The organism is Pelagibacterium flavum (assembly GCF_025854335.1).
In the GTDB taxonomy this organism is placed as follows: Bacteria; Pseudomonadota; Alphaproteobacteria; order Rhizobiales; family Devosiaceae; genus Pelagibacterium; species Pelagibacterium flavum.
In genome coordinates this window covers 1,338,080-1,357,837 of record NZ_CP107716.1, presented here as the reverse complement: position 1 = coordinate 1,357,837, position 19,758 = coordinate 1,338,080, and the positions used below count along the sequence as shown (strand labels likewise).

19 protein-coding genes are annotated in these 19,758 nt (G+C 64.3%); 7 read left to right on the top strand and 12 right to left on the bottom strand.

Features of this window, described 5'->3' with window-relative positions; genetic code table 11:
- The first annotated feature begins 22 nt into the window (after positions 1-22).
- The 3 genes from OF122_RS06710 to OF122_RS06700 are packed head-to-tail and all read left to right on the top strand — an operon-like array spanning position 23 to position 2,402.
- Entirely contained in the window at positions 23-667 is a 645-nt protein-coding gene (locus OF122_RS06710) for a CBS domain-containing protein (RefSeq protein WP_264227030.1), read from the top strand.
- On the top strand, positions 664-1,674 hold the full coding sequence (locus tag OF122_RS06705; protein WP_264227029.1) for a hydroxyacid dehydrogenase: 1,011 nt from the start codon (positions 664-666) through the stop codon (positions 1,672-1,674). The genes OF122_RS06710 and OF122_RS06705 overlap by 4 nt, the downstream gene beginning before the upstream one ends.
- A 50-nt stretch (positions 1,675-1,724) precedes the next feature.
- Positions 1,725-2,402: a DUF6629 family protein gene (locus tag OF122_RS06700; protein ID WP_264227028.1), complete on the top strand. Its 678-nt coding sequence runs from the start codon at positions 1,725-1,727 to the stop codon at positions 2,400-2,402.
- A gap of 18 nt (positions 2,403-2,420) precedes the next feature.
- On the opposite strand, the gene OF122_RS06695 is transcribed toward OF122_RS06700, so the two are convergent.
- Complete coding sequence (locus OF122_RS06695; RefSeq protein WP_264227027.1) at positions 2,421-3,461, bottom strand: type II glyceraldehyde-3-phosphate dehydrogenase; 1,041 nt, start codon at positions 3,459-3,461, stop codon at positions 2,421-2,423.
- A 148-nt stretch (positions 3,462-3,609) separates the two neighbouring features.
- Here OF122_RS06695 and OF122_RS06690 point away from each other — a divergent pair, with 148 nt between their 5' ends.
- The gene (locus OF122_RS06690) at positions 3,610-4,032 is read left to right on the top strand and encodes a hypothetical protein (RefSeq protein WP_264227026.1); all 423 of its coding nucleotides are present in this window, start codon (positions 3,610-3,612) and stop codon (positions 4,030-4,032) included.
- A gap of 49 nt (positions 4,033-4,081) precedes the next feature.
- A complete protein-coding gene (locus tag OF122_RS06685) occupies positions 4,082-5,110 on the top strand; it encodes a saccharopine dehydrogenase NADP-binding domain-containing protein (protein WP_264227025.1) in 1,029 nt (342 codons plus the stop codon).
- A 21-nt stretch (positions 5,111-5,131) separates the two neighbouring features.
- Here the strand turns inward: OF122_RS06685 and OF122_RS06680 are convergent, their stop codons facing one another.
- The 9 genes from OF122_RS06680 to arcC all read right to left on the bottom strand — a co-directional run bounded on the left by OF122_RS06680 (position 5,132) and on the right by arcC (position 16,387).
- A complete protein-coding gene (locus OF122_RS06680) occupies positions 5,132-5,821 on the bottom strand; it encodes a DUF4010 domain-containing protein (protein WP_264227024.1) in 690 nt (229 codons plus the stop codon).
- A gap of 43 nt (positions 5,822-5,864) precedes the next feature.
- Entirely contained in the window at positions 5,865-6,389 is a 525-nt protein-coding gene (locus OF122_RS06675) for a cytochrome b (protein WP_264227023.1), read from the bottom strand.
- Positions 6,386-7,915 (bottom strand): thymidine phosphorylase family protein, encoded by a 1,530-nt coding sequence (locus OF122_RS06670; protein WP_264227022.1) that lies wholly within the window; start codon positions 7,913-7,915, stop codon positions 6,386-6,388. Before OF122_RS06670 ends, OF122_RS06675 begins: the two co-directional genes overlap by 4 nt.
- On the bottom strand, positions 7,912-9,270 hold the full coding sequence (locus tag OF122_RS06665) for an MBL fold metallo-hydrolase RNA specificity domain-containing protein (protein WP_264227627.1): 1,359 nt from the start codon (positions 9,268-9,270) through the stop codon (positions 7,912-7,914). The genes OF122_RS06670 and OF122_RS06665 overlap by 4 nt, the downstream gene beginning before the upstream one ends.
- A gap of 14 nt (positions 9,271-9,284) precedes the next feature.
- Positions 9,285-11,654, bottom strand: coding sequence for a phosphoketolase family protein (locus OF122_RS06660; protein WP_264227021.1), 2,370 nt, complete (start codon positions 11,652-11,654; stop codon positions 9,285-9,287).
- A 29-nt stretch (positions 11,655-11,683) separates the two neighbouring features.
- Positions 11,684-12,709, bottom strand: coding sequence for a ribose-phosphate pyrophosphokinase (locus OF122_RS06655; protein WP_264227020.1), 1,026 nt, complete (start codon positions 12,707-12,709; stop codon positions 11,684-11,686).
- Between the two features lie 2 nt (positions 12,710-12,711).
- Positions 12,712-14,826, bottom strand: coding sequence for a copper-translocating P-type ATPase (locus OF122_RS06650; protein ID WP_264227019.1), 2,115 nt, complete (start codon positions 14,824-14,826; stop codon positions 12,712-12,714).
- Positions 14,827-15,013: 187 nt separating this feature from the next.
- Positions 15,014-15,454 (bottom strand): universal stress protein, encoded by a 441-nt coding sequence (locus tag OF122_RS06645; protein ID WP_264227018.1) that lies wholly within the window; start codon positions 15,452-15,454, stop codon positions 15,014-15,016.
- 21 nt (positions 15,455-15,475) lie between these two features.
- Positions 15,476-16,387, bottom strand: a complete 912-nt coding sequence (gene arcC / locus OF122_RS06640; RefSeq protein WP_264227017.1) for a carbamate kinase — start codon at positions 16,385-16,387, stop codon at positions 15,476-15,478.
- 252 nt (positions 16,388-16,639) lie between these two features.
- Here arcC and copM point away from each other — a divergent pair, with 252 nt between their 5' ends.
- Positions 16,640-17,083: a CopM family metallochaperone gene (gene copM, locus OF122_RS06635; protein ID WP_264227016.1), complete on the top strand. Its 444-nt coding sequence runs from the start codon at positions 16,640-16,642 to the stop codon at positions 17,081-17,083.
- A gap of 24 nt (positions 17,084-17,107) precedes the next feature.
- A complete protein-coding gene (locus OF122_RS06630; RefSeq protein WP_264227015.1) occupies positions 17,108-17,599 on the top strand; it encodes a hypothetical protein in 492 nt (163 codons plus the stop codon).
- A 90-nt stretch (positions 17,600-17,689) separates the two neighbouring features.
- Here the strand turns inward: OF122_RS06630 and OF122_RS06625 are convergent, their stop codons facing one another.
- Together OF122_RS06625 and OF122_RS06620 are read right to left on the bottom strand one after the other, a co-directional pair.
- Positions 17,690-18,907 carry a cyclopropane-fatty-acyl-phospholipid synthase family protein gene (locus tag OF122_RS06625; RefSeq protein WP_319019400.1) on the bottom strand — a complete coding sequence of 406 codons (1,218 nt, stop codon included), beginning with the start codon at positions 18,905-18,907 and terminating at the stop codon, positions 17,690-17,692.
- A gap of 203 nt (positions 18,908-19,110) precedes the next feature.
- A complete protein-coding gene (locus OF122_RS06620; protein WP_264227013.1) occupies positions 19,111-19,755 on the bottom strand; it encodes a methyltransferase family protein in 645 nt (214 codons plus the stop codon).
- Between the last annotated feature and the right edge of the window lie 3 nt (positions 19,756-19,758).

The window sequence follows — 19,758 nt, the reverse complement described above, 5'->3', positions numbered from 1 at the left end:
TCCAATGCAGGCGAAGGACCTGATGACAAGGAACGTCGTGACGGTCAGCCCAGCCCATAGCGTGTGGCATGCTGCCCGCATCATGCTGACCGGAGGCGTGAGCGGCCTCCCGGTCGTCGACGACACGGGCAGGTTGCTCGGGCTCATCACCGAGGGCGACCTTTTGCGGAGATCCGAACTTGGGATGTCGGGTCCGATCGTAGGAGGCGCCGAGCAGTCGAACGATCCGGCACGCGAATTTGTCAGGAGCCGGAGCTGGAAGGTCGCCGACGTCATGTCCCCGCAGGTCATTACGGTCGATGAGGACACTCCTGTCCAGAAGGTCGCGATGCTGCTGGGCGTTCATCGGATCAAGCGCCTTCCCGTCATGCGGAACGGCCGGCTCGTTGGCGTCGTCAGCCGGGCAGACCTGCTCAAGGTCGTGTCGGCGGGCAAGCCTGAGCCAGAGGTCAAGGGCGACGATGCCGCGCGGCGTGCGATATTGGCACGCCTCCAAGACGCCATGGTCTACCTGAGCCGCCAACCCACGGTCGATGTCGCGGCAGGGCGGGTCCGCGTCGCCGGCACGGTGCGATCGTCGGCCGAACGGGACGCAATTCGGATGATTGTCGAGAGCGTCGCTGGACCAGGATTTGACGACCGGATTGAGATCGAGGGCGAGCAATGAAGATCGCGGTGTTCGAGGCAGAGGACTGGGAAGAGGCAGCGTGCGCCGGCCTCCGTCCCGCGCATGAGGTGCGTTGCACCCGACATGCGCTGAACAGAACCACGGCCGGCGATTATGCCGACGCTGAGGTGGTCAGTCCCTTTATCGCTTCGAAGATCGATGCCGATGTGCTTGAGCGCCTTCCCGCTCTCAAGCTCGTTGCGACGCGATCGACCGGCTTTGACCATATCGATCTTGGCGCGTGCAGGCGCCGGGGGGTCATAGTGGCCAACGTCCCCGACTATGGCGATTCCACCGTGGCGGAGCACGCCTTTGCTTTGCTTCTCGCGGTGGCCCGCAACATTGTCGAGAGCGTGGAGCATACGCGTCGCGGCGGGTTCTCGATGGCGAGAACGCGCGGCTTCGAGCTTCACGGCAAGGTCATGGGAGTGATCGGAACCGGCCGCATAGGACGCCGCGCCATCGAGATCGCCAAAGGCTTCGGCATGACCGTTATCGCCCATGATCGCCACGAGGACCATGAGGCTGCGTCCAGGCTGGCGTTTTCCTACGCGGCACTCCGCGCAGTGCTGGAGCAAGCCGACGTCATATCCCTGCACGTGCCGTCGTTGCCCGAAACCGCCGGGCTGATCGGAGATGCAGCCTTCGCTGCGATGAAGGAGGGAGCGATCCTGATCAACACGTCGCGCGGAAATGTCGTCGACACCGAAGCGCTCGTGCGGGCGCTAGCCGAGGGAAAGCTGCGCGCGGCGGGCCTCGATGTCTTGCCGCAGGAGCCCCTGATACGCGAGGAAGCCGAGATATTCCGTCAGCAGCGATCTCTCGACGCCCCAGACCTCAAGGCGCTGGTGGCGAACCACGTGTTGCTGCGGTTTCCGAACGTCCTCGTCACGCCGCACAACGCCTACAACACGGACCAGGCGCTTCGCCGGATCATTGACACGACCCTGGCCAACATCTCGTCCTTCGCTGCGGGCAACGCCATCAACATCGTGGAGGGAGAGTAGCGTGACGGCCGGAACCTGCCGCAGCACGAGAGTCGAGCGGATGTGACGCCATGTGCCTGTCCGCCACGGTCAGCTATGCCGCCGCTGCGGTCCTTGTCCCTTCCGGGGCCGTCGCGACGGTCTGGGCGTGGGCCGGGGATCGCCGCTATCTCATGCTCGCGATCCTGCCCCTTCTGTTCGGGCTGCAACAAGGGGCCGAAGGGATGGTCTGGGTCGCCGGAGATGCCGGGCATACTCACCATGTCGAGCAATACTCCTTCGTCTATATGTTCTTCGCCTGGATCGTCTGGCCGATCTGGATTCCCATGTCGGCCTTCTTCCTCGAGAGCGGGGGCCGAAGCGCTGTCATCCTGTTGTTTGTGATCGCTGGAGCCATGCTGGGTGGCCTTCAGTTCATCCCCTACTTCACACACGAGGGTTGGCTGTCGACGTCGTTCCTTGCCTGGGCGGTTCGATATGAAGATATCAACTTGCTGGACGCGATCGTGTCGCGAGTGGTGACATACGGGATCTATCTCACCGTGATCATTGCGCCGTTTCTGGTGGTCCGCGATCGCGCCGTAAAGATGTTCGGTCTGCTGACAGGCGGCGTCGTGGTGATCACCTACCTGTTCTTTTCCTACGCCTACATCTCCGTGTTCTGCTTTGGCGGTGCGCTGATCTCGACCTACTTGCTGGCGCTGATCTGGTGGAAGCGACCGGATCGAATGACCTCACTCGACGCGTAGAAGTTTGGCCAGATGGCGTCAGACAAGGCCGCGTCCGATGCCCAACGCGGCGTTGGTGCGGGCGATCGAGTCCGCAGCCTTCGGTGCGGGTGCCGCGAGCGCGCGGATGGCATCGATCGTGTCGGGAATGACAATCGCCTGGTTGTCGACCATGTAGGCGTAAAAAAGCTCGTCGCCTTGGACCTTGAGCATATCCTCCCACAAGGCTACCTCGTAGAGGCTGTCGTGCGGGCGGCCGAGATCGGCCATAAGTTCTTTGACCGTGTTGAGCGCCGTCAGCCCCTCGGCCTCGCGGATCAGGGCGATACGGGGCGAGGCGCGAAACGCGTCGAGCACCTCGTCCTTGGTCGCCGCCCGCGTCAACTGAACCGTCCAGTAGTGCAGGTGCGCAAGCGTCTGCGGGACTTTTACAGCCATCGTGACGACATCGAGATCAGGATCAACGCTCTGAGCATCGGGGCCTTGATGGCTTGGGATTTCGGGCTCGGGCACCAGCGTGTTCATGATGCCTCCCTCGTGGCTTTCCCAAGGATCGGTGGCGCGCCGAAGCAGCGTCCCGCGCGCCCGCTTCAAAAGGCCGGCAGTCTTGAGCGCCGTGAGCGTCCGAACGATCGAAGTGGTGTTGCAGGAGACCACACGGGTCGCTGAGCGGCCGACCGCGCTGGAGAAGGACACTTCCGCAACGAACGAGTGACCTGTCACGTCGTGCTTTTCGCCCCCATGGACGATGAATCTAAGCTCGCGTGCCCGATAGGTCTCGACATTCTTCGCGGCGATGCGCTTGGGCGTGCAATCCACCACCACATCAGCTTGCCCGAGAAGGTCGTCCAGCACGCCGGTCACCGTCACGCCGGCATCGGTCATCGCCCTGGCGTGCTCCTGCGTGGCGCCGAAGAGAGCGATCCCTTTCGGCCCGAGCGGGCGGACGCGCCAGTCCGCAACGACGTCGGCCACCCCGGCCAGTTCCATATCGTCCTGCACGAGCACCGCATCGGCAACGCGCTTTCCGATCACACCATAGCCGTTGATGGCGACGCGGATGGGGGTGCTCTGAGTCATGGCGATTGCCTTCCTTGGAGTGGATGTTCGACAGATCTTGCCGAGTGTTTCCGTCTGCGGTCGCCGCATCCTTGATCGAGGTTAAGGACACCAATAGAACCGACGGCATTGGTGCTCCGGTAGTTCTCACCTTCTGCCGGAGACAAGCATGCAAACGACACAGAACCGCCTGACAGGCGGGCTCCTTACGATCCTGGGCGTGCTCGCCTTGGGAACCGGCGTCTACTTCCTGGGAATCCGCCCCACTTTGCTTCCCGAGGATATTCGGTTCACTGGCATCGACGAGGCGACGCTGCCTCAGCCGTTCCTCGATTGGCTCGGGATCGTCTTTCGGACATGGGGCGGCTTCATCACCGGCTTTGGCATCGTCATCATCGGGATCGGTGTTGCGACTTTTGCAGGGGACACCAGATGGCTGCGCTACGGCACAGCCGCGGGTATCCTCGTCGCCTTCGGACGGTTCGCCTACAGCAATGTCGTCATCAGCGGGGATTATCTGATCTTCATCGCGTCGATGTTCGTCGTGGCGCTGATCGCCGCTGCACTTCTGATCTGGAAGTCCGGGCCGTAGTCAGTATGGATCGGCCGTCGAGCCGATGTGAGGAAGGCGGCCGGCAGGCATGGGAAAGGCCACAAAACATATCCTGATCGTCGGCGGATACGGGCATGTCGGGAAGCTGATCGCTCGGGAGTTGCTTGCAAAGCCAAATAAAGGCGTTCGGCTGGCTGGCCGAAACCGCGAGAAGGCCGCGAACACGGCGGCTGCGCTCGGCTGCGAATCTACAGTCCTCGACATCGCCGAGCGCGAGACCTGGGCACCAGCGGTTGTCGAGTCCGATGTCATCGTCATGTGCATCGATACGCCCGACAACAGCCTCGCGGCGCATGTCTTGATGAAGGGGAAGCACTACGTCGACATTTCGGCTAGTCAGGCTGTGATCGAAGGTGTCGAAACGCTCGACAGCTTGGCGCGTTCTTCCGGCGGCAGCGCGATCGTGTCGGTCGGCTTCGCGCCTGGGCTGACCAACCTGATGGTCAAGTCGGCTGTCGAGCGAATGGATCACGCCGAAACGGCCCGGATCGGCGTCCTGTTGGGGCTCGGTGATGCCCACGGCGAAGCGGCAATTCTCTGGACGCTGAGCAACGCGAGCGATCCCAAGATGCCTGATCGAACGCCGGCACGTATCCGCTTTGGCAACGATCGCAAGGCTTCGGTCGCCTTTCCATTTCCCTTTTCCGATCAGTATGCGGTGCGACGAACGCTTGGTCTCTCGGAGGCCAAGACGTTCCTGTCGCTCGGCCACGACTTCTTCACGACGCTGGCGTTCCGTGGAGCCCCGCTCTTGCGGGATCGCCCCGGCGCGCAGCGGGCGATTGCGGGACTCCTTACGCGACTGCGGGTCGGATCTGATCGGGCCGCGCTCGCCGTAGAGGTTCTCGGCCGCCTGGATGGCCAGCGGGCGTCGGTTACGATGACATGCGAGGGCCGCCGTGAGGCCGAGATAACCGCCCGAGTGGCGGCATTTGTGATCGGCCGACTGCTGGTCACGGCGGCGGCGCCGGGCGTGCATCACATCGACGAGGTCGTCGATGCCAACTCCGTTTTTGATGAACTTGCGGCCTCCGACGTCGCCATCACCGTTCGATAGAGGGGTTCACCACCCCGTCCACTATGAGCCGAGAACACCGGGGGAGCCGGGCCAATCGAAATGGGGCAGCGTCAGGAACGCGGCGTAGCCGACCGCTCCCGCGAGAAGGGTTGCGAAGACGATCGGAAGCCAGAAGCGCACCGGACCTGTCGCGGCTGCGACGAAGAGCCGGCCCAGCGCGTTGGTGGTGAGCGCAAGCAGAACGGCGTGGCCGACTGCTTCAAGATGCGCGGCCTCGCCGAGCAAGCGCAACGCGCTCAGCACCGCGACGTCCACCTCGAAAATTCCGGAAATCGCGGACGTGGCGACCATGCCACTTGTGTTCCCCATGGCCAGGAGGGCGCTGATCGTCGAGACAACGGCGAAGAAGAGAGCGAAGACCAGCAGGGCCGGTAGGTCGAACGGATTGCGCAGCACCTGAGCGCCGTCGCCTTCGAGTCTGCCCCTCATGAGAAACAAGGAGCCGCTCACGCCAAAGACGGCGACAGCGGCAAGAATGGCAATGCCGGCGACACCGAGCACTGCCGGCGCAACAATAATGATGATGCCGGTGACCCGAACGACGCCACCGAGAAGTCCGGAAATTCCGTAGGTTCGGATTCCGGCGGTGCGTTCACCCTCGGCCGTTTCGCGGTCGCGCCAGCCGCGTTCGAGCCCTACGAGCAGGCCGATAGCGAGCGCAAGTCCGAGATTGAGGATCAACGTGTCCATCAATCGCGCCGACGGCATCGGGTGTCGAGCGTCCTTGGCCGCATCATCGGACGCCGCCCATCATGCGCCGCAGCACGTCGTCGCGGCGGTAGAGATGATGCCAAAGAGCGGCCGTGACGTGAATCGAGGCGATGGCGAGAAGCGCCCAACTCAGAAGGCTATGGATCGCCGCGACGCGAAAGGTCACATACATCGCGACCGTCCCCGTGATCGGAAGGGCGACCAGAAGTCCGTAGAGCGTCCAGTGCGCCGCGACTGAAGCACGGCGCTCCAACGGTGAACCGTTGTCCGGATATGCAGGGCGGCCGAATGAAAGACGGAGGCCGAGCTGACCCAGCGCCAGGGCCAGGATAAGCCAGCCGCTCCAGGCATGAACCTCATGGAGGAAAAGATCGAACGGGTCGGGCACGGCGGGCGGATGGACCAGATGGGTGCGCCGGATCGCCCACGAGGTCGGCACCTGAATCAGGCAAAGGGCGACAATGGCCCAGTGCATAGCGCGCTGATGGATGCTGTATCCGGTGCGAGACCGGAGATTTTTCCGACTTGCGATCGGCAGCCATCTCAAGGCTCAACCTCGATCATGTCGCCGGCCTGCGCTGCATAGTCGAGTGCGTAGGCCAGTTCGCCGGGCGTTTCCGCGTGGATGTGGAGAAGCGGCTGTCCCCGGTCGATTTCGTCGCCCAGCCGCACCTCCATGTGAATGCCCGCTGCCTTGGCGTCAGGTGCGCCCGCCAGCTTGGCGAGCCGGGCGAGCTTGCGGTTGTTGACATGAACGACGCGCCCGGCACGCGAAGCAACGAGGGGATGGACGTGGGAAGCACTTGGCGGAGTGCGCAGTCCCCCCTGCGCCGCGCAGATCGCCTCGAACTTCCTCCATGCGCGACCGTCGGCCAACGTGCTCAGAGCGAGAGCCGGACCGTCTCCCTTGCCGGCCTTTCCGCCGATCTCCAGCGCGGCGCCGGCCAACATGGCCGCGCGGCGGCGCAGATCATCCGGAGCGTCGGGAGCGTTTTGCAGCACCGCGAGCACGTCGAATGCTTCGAGGGCGGGACCGATACCGCGGCCGACCGGCTGTGATCCATCGGTCTGGACGCAGGTTGCGGAAAGACCGAAGCGGGACGCGACCGCGCTCATCCGGGCTGCCAGATAAGTGGCGGCATCTTCGCCTCGAACTTTTGCCGTGGGTCCAACCGGAATGTCGATCACGACGTGCGTGGAGCCGGCGGAGATTTTCTTGGACAGCACCGAAGCGATGAGTTGGCCTTCGGTGTCGACATCAAGCTCGCGCTCCACACGGACGAAGATGTCGTCGGCCGGGCTGAGATGAACGGCGCCGCCCCAGGCGATGCAGCCTCCCTCCGCCTCGACGACGCGCTTGAGCGCCGCGAGGTCGAGATCGACGGGCGCGAGCGTTTCCATCGTGTCGGCGGTGCCGGCCGGTGAGGTGATCGCGCGCGAGGACGTCTTTGGCATGACGAGCCCGTTGGCCGCGACGATCGCGACGACGATCGGCGTCGTGCGATTGCCGGGCAGGCCGCCGACGCAATGCTTGTCGACGACGACGGACGCGTCCCACTCCATGCGGTCGCCGACGGCGATCATCGCTCCTGTAAGGTCGGCGGTCTCGTCCTCGTCGAGCGGCAGCGCCGCGCTTGCGGTCAGGAATGCGGCCAGATGGACGTCCGTATAGCGGCCGGCTACGACGTCTCCGACGATCGCCGAAAAGGCATGGGCGTCGAGGCGATGGCCGTAGATGCGGCGCCTCACGCTGGCGAGTGAATCCAGCGCTGGAGGATGAGTGACGCGAATTGCGTCGCCTTCCGCAACGCCGAGGAGGCTCCACGCAGTTTCAGACAGGCCGACCTCGTCGTGGCCGAGAAAGGCATCGCCGTCGACCTGAAACAGCGTCGCCTGCACCTGTCCTTTGCCGTTGGTCACGAGAACCTGGGCGCGTGCGGACAAGCCTTCGGCGCGGCAGACGTGACAGTCGGTGCGCATGACGACGACGGGCTGATGCTGGGTATGGAGAAGCAAACGCCGAGCGCGCAGGGTCGGTTGCTCGGGACCGGGAAGGGAAAGGAGTGCGGTCATAGCTCGAACTCCTGTTGCTGGCGCGACACGGTGGCGTTCCAGCCCAACTCGCGGTCGATCCGAACGCGCAGTGCCTCGGCGGCTTCATCCTCGCCATGGACGATGAAGACGCGAGAAGGCGCATGCTGGAAGCCGGAAAGCCAGCGCATCAGCTCGTCAGCGTCCGCGTGGGCAGAGAGCATGGAGAGGTCATCCACCTCGGCGCGCACGGGCACCCATTGTCCATGGATCTTGATCTCCCGCGCGCCCTGCACCATGGCGCGGCCGCGTGTGCCCGCCGCCTGATAGCCGGAGAACAGGATCGTGTGCCTGGGGTCAGAGGCGAAGGTCTTGAGATGGTGCAGCACACGGCCGCCGGTCGCCATGCCGCTGGCAGAGATCACCACCTTGGGCCAGGCGCTTGCGGTGATCGCTTTGGAGCCTTCCACATCGCGGGTGTAGGTCGCGATCTTGCAGATCTCGGCACATTGATCGTGGGTGAGGCGATGATCGTCGCTATGAGCGTGCAACAGGTCGGTCGCGTCGATCGCCATGGGGCTGTCGAGATAGATCGGAATATTTGCAAGGCGGCCCGCCGTCTTCAGCTTCCACAGGTGGTAGAGAAGCGACTGCGCGCGTCCTACCGCAAAGGCCGGTATGACGACCGTGCCGCCGCGCCTGACCGTCCGCTCGACGACTGCTGCCAAAGCCTCTGTGGTGTCGACCGCTTCGTGGAGGCGGTTTCCGTAGGTGGATTCGACGATGATCGCGTCGGCCCGTGGAACCGACACCGGATCGGGAAGCAGCGGGTCGCCATAGCGGCCGAGGTCGCCCGAAAAGGCCACGCGGCGGCCGCTCCATTCGATGGCCGCGCTGGCCGCGCCGAGAATGTGGCCTGCATGGCGGAACGTCAGGGTGGCACCAGCGGGGAGCTGGACGGCCGTATCGAACGGCACGGTCGAGAAAAACTCCATCGCGCGTTCGGCATCGCGGACGCCGTAAAGTGGCAAGGCCGGTTTGTGCCTGGAGAAGCCCTTCCGGTTGGCGTATTCAGCGTCCTTCTCATTGAGGAAGCCGCTGTCCTTCAGGATCAGCTCTGCCACGTCTCGGGTCGCGGCGGTGGCATAGATGCGCCCCTTAAAGCCGTCGCGGACGAGCTTTGGCAGGTAGCCGGAGTGGTCGAGATGGGCGTGGGTGAGCACGACGGCGGCGATACTGGACGGTGCGACCGGGAGCGGCTCCCAGTTCAGCTCGCGCAGGTTCTTGAGGCCCTGGAACAATCCGCAATCGATCAGGATGCGGTTGTCGCCGTTGGTGAGAAGGTGCTTCGAGCCGGTGACAGTGCCGGCACCGCCGAGAGAGGTGAGCGTGAGCATGAGCATGAGTGCCTTCAGATAGTGAATGCGGCGATGTCGCCGGGATGGCCTCGACCGTCCACGGCGTCCCGCTCGGCGGGCGCGAGAAAATCGTCACGGCTCCAGCCGGCAAGCGAAACGGCGGCGTCGATCAGATGCGCCCAGGAACAGCGATTGGCGAACAGCATGCCGGCCACGTCGAGCGTGCCGCCCCGGCTGACATAACCGCGCGCGGTCGTGGTTTCAGGCCCGCCATCCAGTCGCCGCAGCAGGCCGAGCATGGGTTCGGGTCGGGTGTGCGAGACGATCACGCGCGGCATGCCCTTCGGAAACAGCGCGCCCAGCTCGTCGTTGCTCGCGGTGAAGTCAGCTTCGATCGGGTCGCGGGGGATACGGAAGCGGCCCGGCTCGGACAACGCCGTGACGAGGACACGGCGCCCATGGGTCTTGAGACGGTGGGCGGCCTTCAGGGCCTCCTCGAGTTGGTAGGCTCCAATGGCGACGATCTGAAGCTCTGCATTTTCCGCTTCGCCTTCGACATGCGCCGCGCCATCGCGCACGAAGCGCTCGGCCGCTGCTGCGTCGAAGCGGTGCGGCATGTCGCGCTTGGAGACGATGAGGCACGCAACCTGGCCGCGGCCGTCATAGACGGAGCGCAGCGCGGCCATCGCGGAGTTGGCGTCCACCGGGAACAGGACGCGGGAGGTGTCGGACATTTCGCCCAACAGCGCCTCGCCGATCGTCGGGTCCTGATGCGACTGCTCGTTCTTGGAGTTCTCCCAGGTGTGCGAGGTGACGACGAGGGGCACCGAGATCCAGCCGGGCTCCTGGCCGGTCTCGCGTTGACGCCGAGAAAAGACGATCTCCTGTCGCAGGCCACCGAGCATCTTCATCGCGAAGGCTTCGTAGCTGACGATCAGGTTGATACCGCCCTTGTTGGCGAGCGCAGCTCCCGCCACGGCCTCCTCGTTGAGCGCGGTGATGACCGAGCCGTCGAGCGCGTCGGCAACGCCCGGCTCTGAGGTGTTCACGCGATGGCGCAACCTGTCGAGCGTGGCGCCCATATGGTTGGAGCGCAGCTCGTCCGGATTGCCGACGCGCGGACGCAGGCCGGGGTTGGCATCCACGACACGGACGAACAAGCGGTCGAGCGCGTGCATAGCGCAATCGGGCGGATCGCCGGCAGCGGTCCATTCCGGCTCCGGCAGGTCGGGCGCTGGCGGATTGCGCGTGGCGAGCGGGTGCCGGCTCTCTGGCTGACGGCCCTGCCGATCATGGGACGCGATCTCGCCGACTGCGCACTCGATCTCCTCTGGCGCAACGAACAGGCCCCGCGCCGCGTCATTGAAGGCGGCTCGGGCATCCTCGTCATTTGCGGGGTTGCCGCCAAGCGGAAGATTGTGAGCGGCGTTGGTGCCGGCGCCGGGGAAGCCGAAGCCCTTGACCGTCTCGGCGATGACATAGGGGATCGGCGCAGGATAGGTCCGGCCGGGATCGGCGGCAAAGCGTTCGAGCCGGGTTTCGGCCTCTATGATCGCGCATGCGATGGCGGCGGGATCGCGGCCATCAACGATGAAGGGATCGAAGCCGTTGAGCCTCAGATGGTCGGCGAGCCACTCGGCACCGCCCTGCTGCGCGATCTGGACCCGTTCCTCGATCCGCCGGCCATTAAGGATCATCACCGGAACGGCAAGGCCGGAATCGCTCGCCCGCCACCAGCGCGGCGTCCAGTCCGAGCCGCGCTGTTCCTCGAACGCGCCGTCGCTCAGGAAGGCGACGAGGCTCTCGCCCCGCAGCGGCGCATGGGCGTATTGCACCTCGGCAAAGCCGAGATAGCCGCCTTCCGAGATCGCGCCGGCCGTATTCGGTCCCGCGTGGCTGCCGAGCGGCACCGCAGCACGCCCCTCAGCGTCGATCGCATAGGAATAGAAGTCGGCCGCGAGCTGCGAGAGACCCTTTTCGCTGCGGTCGTAGCGTCCTCGTTGGGCATCCGAGACGTCGCCGGTCAACGCATTGACCGCCTCGATCGCGGCGACGCAATGGCCCTGACCCATCATCCAGGCGCGCGTCGTCGCGGTGATCGTATTGGCCGCAAGGTAGCCGACGAAGGCGGGAACCATGTTGAGAGAGCCGCCGGTGTGACCCTCGGGCGTCGGCTTGAACGCCGCGGCCGGCAGCGGCGCGCCGGAAAGATCGACGCGGTGAGCGTAGGTCATGTGAACGACGGTCCACATGGCCGCAGAGGTCAGGCGGTCGGCCGCCACGAGGATGCGGTAGAGGGTATCGGGGTCGATCCGACCCGAAGCGGCCAGGGCGGCGACCCGCTCCAAGGTGTCGTTGTTGTGCTCGATGGGGCCATAGCCCTGTCGCCATGTCTCGAAAGCTTCCGTAGCCGTGTCGTTCATATCGTCGCCGCTCTCAGTCTTCTGGTTTGTTAGCTCACGCCGCCTGTCCAGGGCGGGGGATCGCTTGCGGGAAAGGAATCGAAGCCCGCCTGCTCGACCTCGTCGACCGGCTCCGGGGGCCGACGATGCCGCACGAGGTCACCGTCGCTCGTGTCTGCGGAGGCCATCGCCTCGGCCACCAGAGGGGCGAGACTGACGACGTTGCTTTCGTGGGGAACGGAGTCGGCCGAGACCACGCGATCGCAGAGCGGCGCGAGCCGCTGGAACGAGTCTTCCGCAAAGAGGCCATGCACCACGGCGACCACAGGCCGAGGGAAACCCTGAAGCGGGAGTTGCCGGGCCGCTTCGATCAACGTGTGTCCGGAGGCTGCTATGTCGTCGGCGAGCACCGGCGTGCGTCCGCGCCATTCGGATAGGTCCGGCAGGGCGATGTCGACATTGCGATCGCCGTGACGGATTTTGCGCAGGACGGCGTGCGGGGCCCCGACCCGCTCGGCAATGGCGGAGACCCACTGCTCGCTCTCCTCGTCGGGGCCGACGATCAAGGGCTTTTCGACCTCGGCTGCGATCCAGTCCGCCAGCAACGGAGCGGCATGCAGCGTATCGGTCGGGATCGTGTAGAGCGCCGAGAGCGCCGCGTAGCGATGAAGATGCGGATCGACCGTCACCAGCCGATCGAAACTCGATGAGACAAGGCGCGCGAAGCTCTTCGACGTCACCGCTTCACCCGCCTGAAAGCGGCGGTCCTGCCGCATGTAGGAGAGATATGGAGCGATGAGGTTCACTTGCCGCGCACCGAGGTCGCGGGCGGCATCGGCGGTAAAGATCGACCGAAGAAAGCCATCGTCGGGCCTGGCCAGGGTGCAAACGAGATCGACCGCCTTCTCCTTCACGTCCGAGAGAATACGCACGTAGGTCTCGCCATCTGGGAAGCGCCGTGTCTCCAGCGCGCCAAGTTCCCAGTCGCCGGCATCGGCGAGGCGCCGCGCGAACCCTTCGTTTCCGGGCAATGGCAGGATCAGCCTGTTCCCCTTCTTCTGCGTCTTCTCCGCCATCGTCAGCCCTTCCGCCTGTAGTTGCGCAGGAACTGGGCGTTGATGGCGACGATTACGGTGCTGGCCGACATGAAGACGGCGGCCACGGCGGGCGTCATCATGAAGCCGGTGCCGAAGGTGATGCCCGCTGCCATCGGGATGGCGACGGCATTGTAGCCGGTGGCCCAGATCAGGTTCTGCACCATCTTGCGGTAGGTCGCGCGCGAGAGTCCCAGGATCGCGGCGACGTCGCGCGGATCACTGCGGACCAGCACGACATCGGCCGATTCCACGGCCACGTCGGTGCCAGCGCCGATGGCTATCCCGAGATCGGCCACGACCAGCGCCGGCGCGTCGTTCACGCCGTCGCCGACCATCGCAACGGAAAGCCCGCGCGCTTGCAGTTCCTCGATCTTCTGCGACTTCTGGTCGGGCAGCACCTCGGCGAAATACTCGGTGATGCCGAGTTCGTCCGACACCGCTTTCGCGACGCCTTCCGCGTCGCCCGTGAGCATGACGGAGCTGATGCCGAGCGACTTGAGTTCGGCGATAGCTTCCCTCGATTCCGGGCGAACGATGTCGGCGAGCGCGAACAGCGCGCGCGGCATGCCCTCGCGGACAAGAACGACCACTGTTTTGCCCTGTCCCTCCAGCCGCTTCAGGCTGTCGTGGGCGATGGCGTTGCCCTGCCGTGCAAGGTGGCCGGGGCTGACGATGCGCACGTCCTGGCCGTCAACCTTGGCGACGATGCCTTCGCCGGTGATGTTGCTGACCTCGCTCGCCCTGGGAACAGTCAGATCGCGGCCCTTCGCCTCGGCCACGATGCCGTGGGCGATGGGGTGCTCGGACTGGCTCTCGGCCGCAGCGGCGTAGGCCAGTTCCTCGTTCTCATTGCCATCGCCGAGCAGCACGATGTCGCTGATGCCGAAGCGGCCTTCGGTCAGCGTGCCGGTCTTGTCGAAGACGGCGGCGTTGAGATTGCGGGCGCGCTCGAAGGCGGCGCGGTCGCGGATCAGAAGGCCATTGCTGGCCGAGAGCGAGGTGCTGACGGCCACCACCAGCGGCACGGCGAGCCCGAGCGCGTGCGGACAGGCGACGACCATCACCGTCACCATCCGCTCCATCGCGAATCCGAAAGGCGCGCCCAGCACCAGCCACCAGACGAACAGCGTTCCGAAACCCACCGTCAGGGCTATGTAGGTCAGCCACGACGCGGCGCGGTTGGCGAGGTCCTGGGTGCGCGACCGGGTCGCCTGCGCCTTCTTCACCAGATCGATGACCTGTGCCAGATAGGTGCCGTCGCCGGTGGCCGTCACTTCGATGGTGACGGCATTGGCGCCGTTGATCGCGCCGCCGATCGCGGCCGCCCCGACTCCTTTGGTGACGGGTCGGGATTCCCCGGTCAGCATCGCCTCGTTGAAGCCGGACGAGCCCTCGACGATCTCGCCGTCGACCGGCACCTTGGCGCCGGGCCGCACCAGCACGCGGTCGCCTGGCTGGAGCGCCGAGATCGCAACTTCGTGCGTCGTGCCGTCCGCGTCGATCTTCGTCGCGCTGTCGGGCAGGAGCCTTACCAGCTCTTCCAACGCCCGCGAGGCGCCCATGACCGAGCGCATCTCGACCCAATGCCCGAGGAGCATGATGGCGATGAGCGTCACCAGCTCCCAGTAGAACTCCTCGCCTGGAAAGCCGAAGGTGACGGCGGCCGAGAAGAAGTAGGCGGCCGAGATCGCCAGCGCGATCAGCGTCATCATGCCGGGCTGGCCTTTGCGCAGCTCGGAGGTGAAGCCGGTCAGGAACGGCCAGCCACCATAAACGTAGGCGATGGTCGAGAGAACGAAGAGCACATAGCGGTCGCCCGGAAACGCCATGGCATCGGCGATGCCGAACCAGTGCTGAATCATCGGCGAAAGCAGCAGGATCGGAGGTGTCAGGACCAGCGTGACCCAGAAGCGGCGGCGGAAGTCGGCAACCATCGCAGCATGGTCGTGACCACCATGTCCGGCATGCTCGGAATGGCTGGAGCCGGCGGCAGCGATTACTTTGGGGTTGCCGTAGTAATCCTCGCCGCCGCCGCGATGTCCGGTTGCATGCGTCTCGTGGTTCTGATGGCCGTGGTGGGAATGGGGTGAACTCATCAGGACCTTCCTTGATCTGGCCGCGGCAATGTTGCGAAAGCAATTGGCGTGTTGTTCCAGTGAGGAACCTCGCCTCATCCCGGCATCGAATCTTTGATCGAGGTTAAAGTCTCAGCCGGCGAGTTGATCGGCGGCTGGCGCCCGTCGCCGGGCTGCCACTGGCAAGGCACGGATGGTCGGGCGATTGCTATCTCACAACGAGAACGGGAATTGGCGATTGGCTGACCACCTCGCTGGTCTGGCTGCCGAGCAAGAGCCGGCCGAGTCCACGTCGGCCGTGCGATGCCATGACGATCAGCGAACACCCTTGCTCCGAGGCGACGTCGAGGATGGCTTCCGCGGGGCGTCGGCCAGGAACATGGCGCGTTTCACAGGCAACCCCGAGTTTCGCGGCATCGGCCTTGATGGGGTCGAGAAGCTCCTGGGCGAACTTGACCTGATCCGCGTCGTAGCGCTCGAAGTCACCGGGTCCGAGAGCCCAGCCCTCCCCGGCATAGATCGGGAACGGTTCGGTCACCGTCACGACGGTGACCCTGGCGGCAAGGCTCTTGGCCAACGACAGCCCGTGATCGACGCCCTTGCGGGCAAGCTCCGAGCCGTCAGTGGTGATGAGGATGTGCTTATACATGATCGTGGTGTCCGTTGGGTTTCATTGGTGCGAGATTGTCGTGCCTGAGCGTCGTTGGAGGATCGCGCGAGCATCCTCCAGCCTGCCGATTCCGGCGATCCGCCCATTCGCCGAGGCGAAAGTGACCGCCGCCTCGACCTTGGGCCCCATCGAGCCGGGCGGAAAGTCTCTGGCATCGATCGCCTCGGGACGGACCCGCTCGATCCGACGTTGGCTGTCGGTGCCCCACCCCTCATAGACTCCGTCTACATCGGTGAGCATCAGGAAGGCGTCGGCGGACAGCTCTTCCGCCAGGAGCCCGGCGGCGCGGTCCTTGTCGATCACGGCCTCGACGCCCACGAGGTCGCCGTCGTCCTCGCGGATCACAGGGATGCCGCCACCTCCCGCGCAGATCGCGGTCACGCCGTTATCCACGAGCAGGCGGATGGTCTCGATCTGGATAATGCGTCCGGGCAAAGGAGATGCGACCACGCGCCGCCATTTGCCAGGGCTTTCCTCGACAAGCGGCCAGCCGTCGCGCTTCGCGATCCGTTTGGCTTCCGCCGCCCCGTAGATTGGCCCGATCGGCTTCTCGGGGCGCTGGAAGGCGGGATCGTTGCGGTCAACCTCGATCTGGGTCAGCAAGGTCGCGATGCGCGTTCCTTCCGGCAACGCGTTGGCCAGTTCCTGCTCGACGAGATAGCCGATCATCCCGATACTCTCGGCGCTGATGATGTCGAGCGGGAAAGCCGGGACCTCTTTGTAGGCCGCTGCCTGTAGGGCGAGCAAGCCTACCTGCGGTCCGCTACCATGGGCGACGACGATCTCATGATCGCGCGCGAGATCGGCAAGCGCGCGTGCGGCCGTGCGCGCGTTGGCGCGCTGCACATCCGCCGTCATCGGCTCGCCGCGTTTGAGAAGCGCGTTTCCGCCCAGCGCCACGACGACCCGCATGTATCGCTCCCATCCCTAAACCATGCCGCCGCGCACCGCGCCTGGTGCAAAGCGCGGACCGGACCCGATTGTTCTCCCCATCTTGGGGGACCGTCCGGAACTGCATGTTGCTGGACTGAAAGTGTCGATCGCAGCGAGTGCGTATTCTTTAATCCAGATCAAGTCTTGGCACGACGACGGCCGCTAGTTTCAGGAATGAAGTGCTTCTCTCTGAACAATCCCTGGGAGGCGCGCGAAAAAGGAGATGTCGCGATGCAACTCTTTGGACGAATAGCTCTGGTCGCTGGGCTCGCCATCCTTCCGATTGGCGTGTTGGCACAAACCGATCCGCATCACCCGGACGGGAATGGTGAGCATGCCGAGCCCGCTCCCGTTCAGCCATCCGGCCCCATGATGCAGATGATGGAGGGCATGATGGCGGAGCGCATGGCGACGATGCCGGAAGCCTCGCGAGCCTATATGGGCGCTATGATGGGCATGCACACGCCCATGATGGAGGCGATGCAGGAAGAGAACGCCGACGTCGCGTTCGTCAAGGGTATGATCGCGCATCACCAGGCCGCGATAGACATGGCCCGCACGGCGCTCGAGTTCGGTGAGGACGAGCAAAGCCGCCAATGGGCGCAGGAGATCATCGACGCCCAGCAGGCCGAGATCGACGCAATGCGAGCGTGGCTGTCTGATCGCGGCGAATAGGCTGCCGATCCGGAGGATAGCGAGATGGTCAAGCGCAAACCGTCAACGGTGAGGAGATTGTTCGCCGGGCGAACCCTGTCCGCAACCCTCGCCGCGCTTCTCGTGTCGGCAGGCTTGGCGTCGGCCGACGACGGCTACCAATCGGCCGATGGGACTTCAGTGTATCTCGGCATCATGCCGGCTTCCGTCGTTCGTGGCCATCCCTCCGATCACGAGGAAGGCGCGATGCACGGCGGAGCGCCCGCTGGACGGCACCCTCAGCACATCGTCGTCGCCGTCTTCGACACCCGGACGAGCGACCGGATCGAAAACGCGGAGATCGTGGCGACGGTCTCTTCGCTCGGCCATGTCAGCCATGAGCGGATCGATCTGGAACCGATGTCGATCGCCGGCACGATCACGTATGGCGGCTTCGCCAACTTTCCTGGCCGCAGCCGTTATGAGATCGAACTGTCGATTTCGATCCCGGACCGGGACCGGCCGACCCACCTCACATTCTCCAGCGATCATCAGTAGTCACGTCGATTGGACGGGCAGCGGCCGCGCAGCGCAGCGCAGAGCGGAAGGCAAGAGGTCGCGCAGAGCAAACCGCGAAAGGGCGCTTGGTTATAACGCGCTCGTTCGGTCCTCGGCGTCGGAGTTAACGTTGCGAAGGCGTGCTTCTTCGGCGCCAATGTAATCGCGCCTCAGCGGAACACTCGCCTGCCGCTTCGCAATCTGCATCTGGAAAACCATCATGCCCTGATGGCGAAACGCCATTTCCGAAACCGCAAGGTAGAACTCCCAGAGGCGCGCGAAGCGCTCGTCGTAGAGGTCGACCGCCTCATCGCGCCGCGCAAGGAACCGCTCCCGCCAGTGGCGGAGCGTTTCGGCGTAGTGAAGTCGCAGGATCTCGATGTCCGTGACCACAAGCCCGGAGCTTTCCACGGCCGGAAGCACTTCAGAAAGGGACGGAATATATCCGCCCGGAAAGATGTATTTCGCTATCCACGGATTGGTGAAGCCGGGCCGGTCGCACCGTCCGATCGAATGCAGCAAGAGGACGCCGTCGTCGGTGAGCAGATCATGGCACTTGCGAAAGAATGTCCCGAAATGGCTAACGCCGACGTGCTCGAACATGCCCACTGAGACGATACGATCGAACCTGCCCTCGACCTCGCGGTAGTCGCAAAGCTGGAAGTTCACCTGATCGCCGTGAGGCGCTATCGCGGCTCGTTGGCGCGCATATCCATGCTGCTCTTCGGAGAGGGTGATGCCGGTCACCTGGGCGCCATAGGTCTCGGCCAGAAAGAGCGAAAGCCCTCCCCATCCGCATCCAATGTCGAGAACCGACGCGCTCGGTTCGACGAGAAGCTTCGCGGCAACGTGTCGTTTCTTAGCGGTCTGCGCCTCGTCCAGCGTCAGATTCGGGTCCTCGAAATAGGCGCAGCTATATTGCCGGTCGCGGTCGAGAAAGAGATCGTAGAGGCGCCCGTCGAGGTCGTAGTGGTGAGCGACGTTCCGCTTGGAGCGCTTTCGCAGATTGTGTTGATTGATCCGACGCAGCGCCAGCCGAGTTCCCGATAGTAGTCGTGAGGTGAAGCGACTTTGGAGGGCGTCACCCTGCGACAGGAGGAGATTCAGCAGATCGGCGACGCTGCCGTTTTCGATCGAGAGCTGGCCATCGGCATAGGCTTCTCCGAGCCGAAGTTCGGGGTCCGCAAGCACGCGCCGCTGCGCGGCTTTGCAGGCGAAGCGAGCCACCACGGGCGGACCGCTGCCGTCACCGAACATTTTCGTCTTGCCGCGGGCTGTCGTGAGTTGAAGCGAGCCCTTCTTGACCATGCGGTCAAGCGTTCCAAACAGAATTGCGTCCACGTGCCGATACCGTGCTTTGCTAGAAAACCAGAGCACGGCGACAATGGCGCGACGCCAAGTATCCAGACTTTAAAGTGGATCAATGAGGCGAGAACATTGATCGCCAGAAGTCGCACGCGTGGTTTTGTTCGCCGCTGTTTGGCACTTCCGTTGGCGAAATGCGCTCGGGGTCAAGCCGGTCTGGCGATCAGGCGCGGGAAGTAGCCTGGGACGTCGCGCATGTAGCGCGCATATGCGTCCCCATGCTGGTCAAGCACCTCCTGCTCCTCCCGGCGGGCAAGCCGCCAATACATGACCACGAGGATCGGAAACATCACGGCTGTCAGCAGCGTTGGCCACTGGAGCAGGAACCCGAACATCACGAGGACGAAGCCAACATACTGGGGATGACGCACCCAGGCGTAGACGCCGGTGGTCGCGAGTATGCCCTTCTTTTGGGCCTCGTAGAGGACCCGCCACCCCGCCGCGATGAGCATGAACCCGCCGCCGATGAAGACAAAGCTGAGGAGGTGGAACGGTCCGAAATGCGGGTTCAGCCGCCAGCCGATCAACGTCTCCAGAAGGTGTCCGGCGTCATGGGACAGCCAGTCGATTTGGGGATAGCGCGTCTGTAGCCAGCCCGAAAGAAGATAGATAGTCAGCGGGAATCCATACATCTCCGTGAACAATGCGACGATGAACGCGCTATAGGCACCGAAAGAGCGCCAATCCCGCGTTGTCGAGGGCTTGAAGAAACTGAACGCGAAGAAGATGAAAACGGCCGAGTTGAGAAACACAAGGGACCAGAGCCCGTAAGCTTGAATGTCTTCGTGCATGGC

Coding starts and splice junctions, on each gene's coding strand:
- OF122_RS06710 (WP_264227030.1), top strand. CDS start 23: ATGACAAGGAACGTCGTGACGGTCAGCCCAGCCCATAGCGTGTGGCAT.
- OF122_RS06705 (WP_264227029.1), top strand. CDS start 664: ATGAAGATCGCGGTGTTCGAGGCAGAGGACTGGGAAGAGGCAGCGTGC.
- OF122_RS06700 (WP_264227028.1), top strand. CDS start 1,725: ATGTGCCTGTCCGCCACGGTCAGCTATGCCGCCGCTGCGGTCCTTGTC.
- OF122_RS06695 (WP_264227027.1), bottom strand. CDS start 3,461: ATGACTCAGAGCACCCCCATCCGCGTCGCCATCAACGGCTATGGTGTG.
- OF122_RS06690 (WP_264227026.1), top strand. CDS start 3,610: ATGCAAACGACACAGAACCGCCTGACAGGCGGGCTCCTTACGATCCTG.
- OF122_RS06685 (WP_264227025.1), top strand. CDS start 4,082: ATGGGAAAGGCCACAAAACATATCCTGATCGTCGGCGGATACGGGCAT.
- OF122_RS06680 (WP_264227024.1), bottom strand. CDS start 5,821: ATGGACACGTTGATCCTCAATCTCGGACTTGCGCTCGCTATCGGCCTG.
- OF122_RS06670 (WP_264227022.1), bottom strand. CDS start 7,915: ATGACCGCACTCCTTTCCCTTCCCGGTCCCGAGCAACCGACCCTGCGC.
- OF122_RS06665 (WP_264227627.1), bottom strand. CDS start 9,270: ATGCTCACGCTCACCTCTCTCGGCGGTGCCGGCACTGTCACCGGCTCG.
- OF122_RS06660 (WP_264227021.1), bottom strand. CDS start 11,654: ATGAACGACACGGCTACGGAAGCTTTCGAGACATGGCGACAGGGCTAT.
- OF122_RS06655 (WP_264227020.1), bottom strand. CDS start 12,709: ATGGCGGAGAAGACGCAGAAGAAGGGGAACAGGCTGATCCTGCCATTG.
- OF122_RS06650 (WP_264227019.1), bottom strand. CDS start 14,826: ATGAGTTCACCCCATTCCCACCACGGCCATCAGAACCACGAGACGCAT.
- OF122_RS06645 (WP_264227018.1), bottom strand. CDS start 15,454: ATGTATAAGCACATCCTCATCACCACTGACGGCTCGGAGCTTGCCCGC.
- arcC (WP_264227017.1), bottom strand. CDS start 16,387: ATGCGGGTCGTCGTGGCGCTGGGCGGAAACGCGCTTCTCAAACGCGGC.
- copM (WP_264227016.1), top strand. CDS start 16,640: ATGCAACTCTTTGGACGAATAGCTCTGGTCGCTGGGCTCGCCATCCTT.
- OF122_RS06630 (WP_264227015.1), top strand. CDS start 17,108: ATGGTCAAGCGCAAACCGTCAACGGTGAGGAGATTGTTCGCCGGGCGA.
- OF122_RS06625 (WP_319019400.1), bottom strand. CDS start 18,907: ATGGTCAAGAAGGGCTCGCTTCAACTCACGACAGCCCGCGGCAAGACG.
- OF122_RS06620 (WP_264227013.1), bottom strand. CDS start 19,755: ATGCACGAAGACATTCAAGCTTACGGGCTCTGGTCCCTTGTGTTTCTC.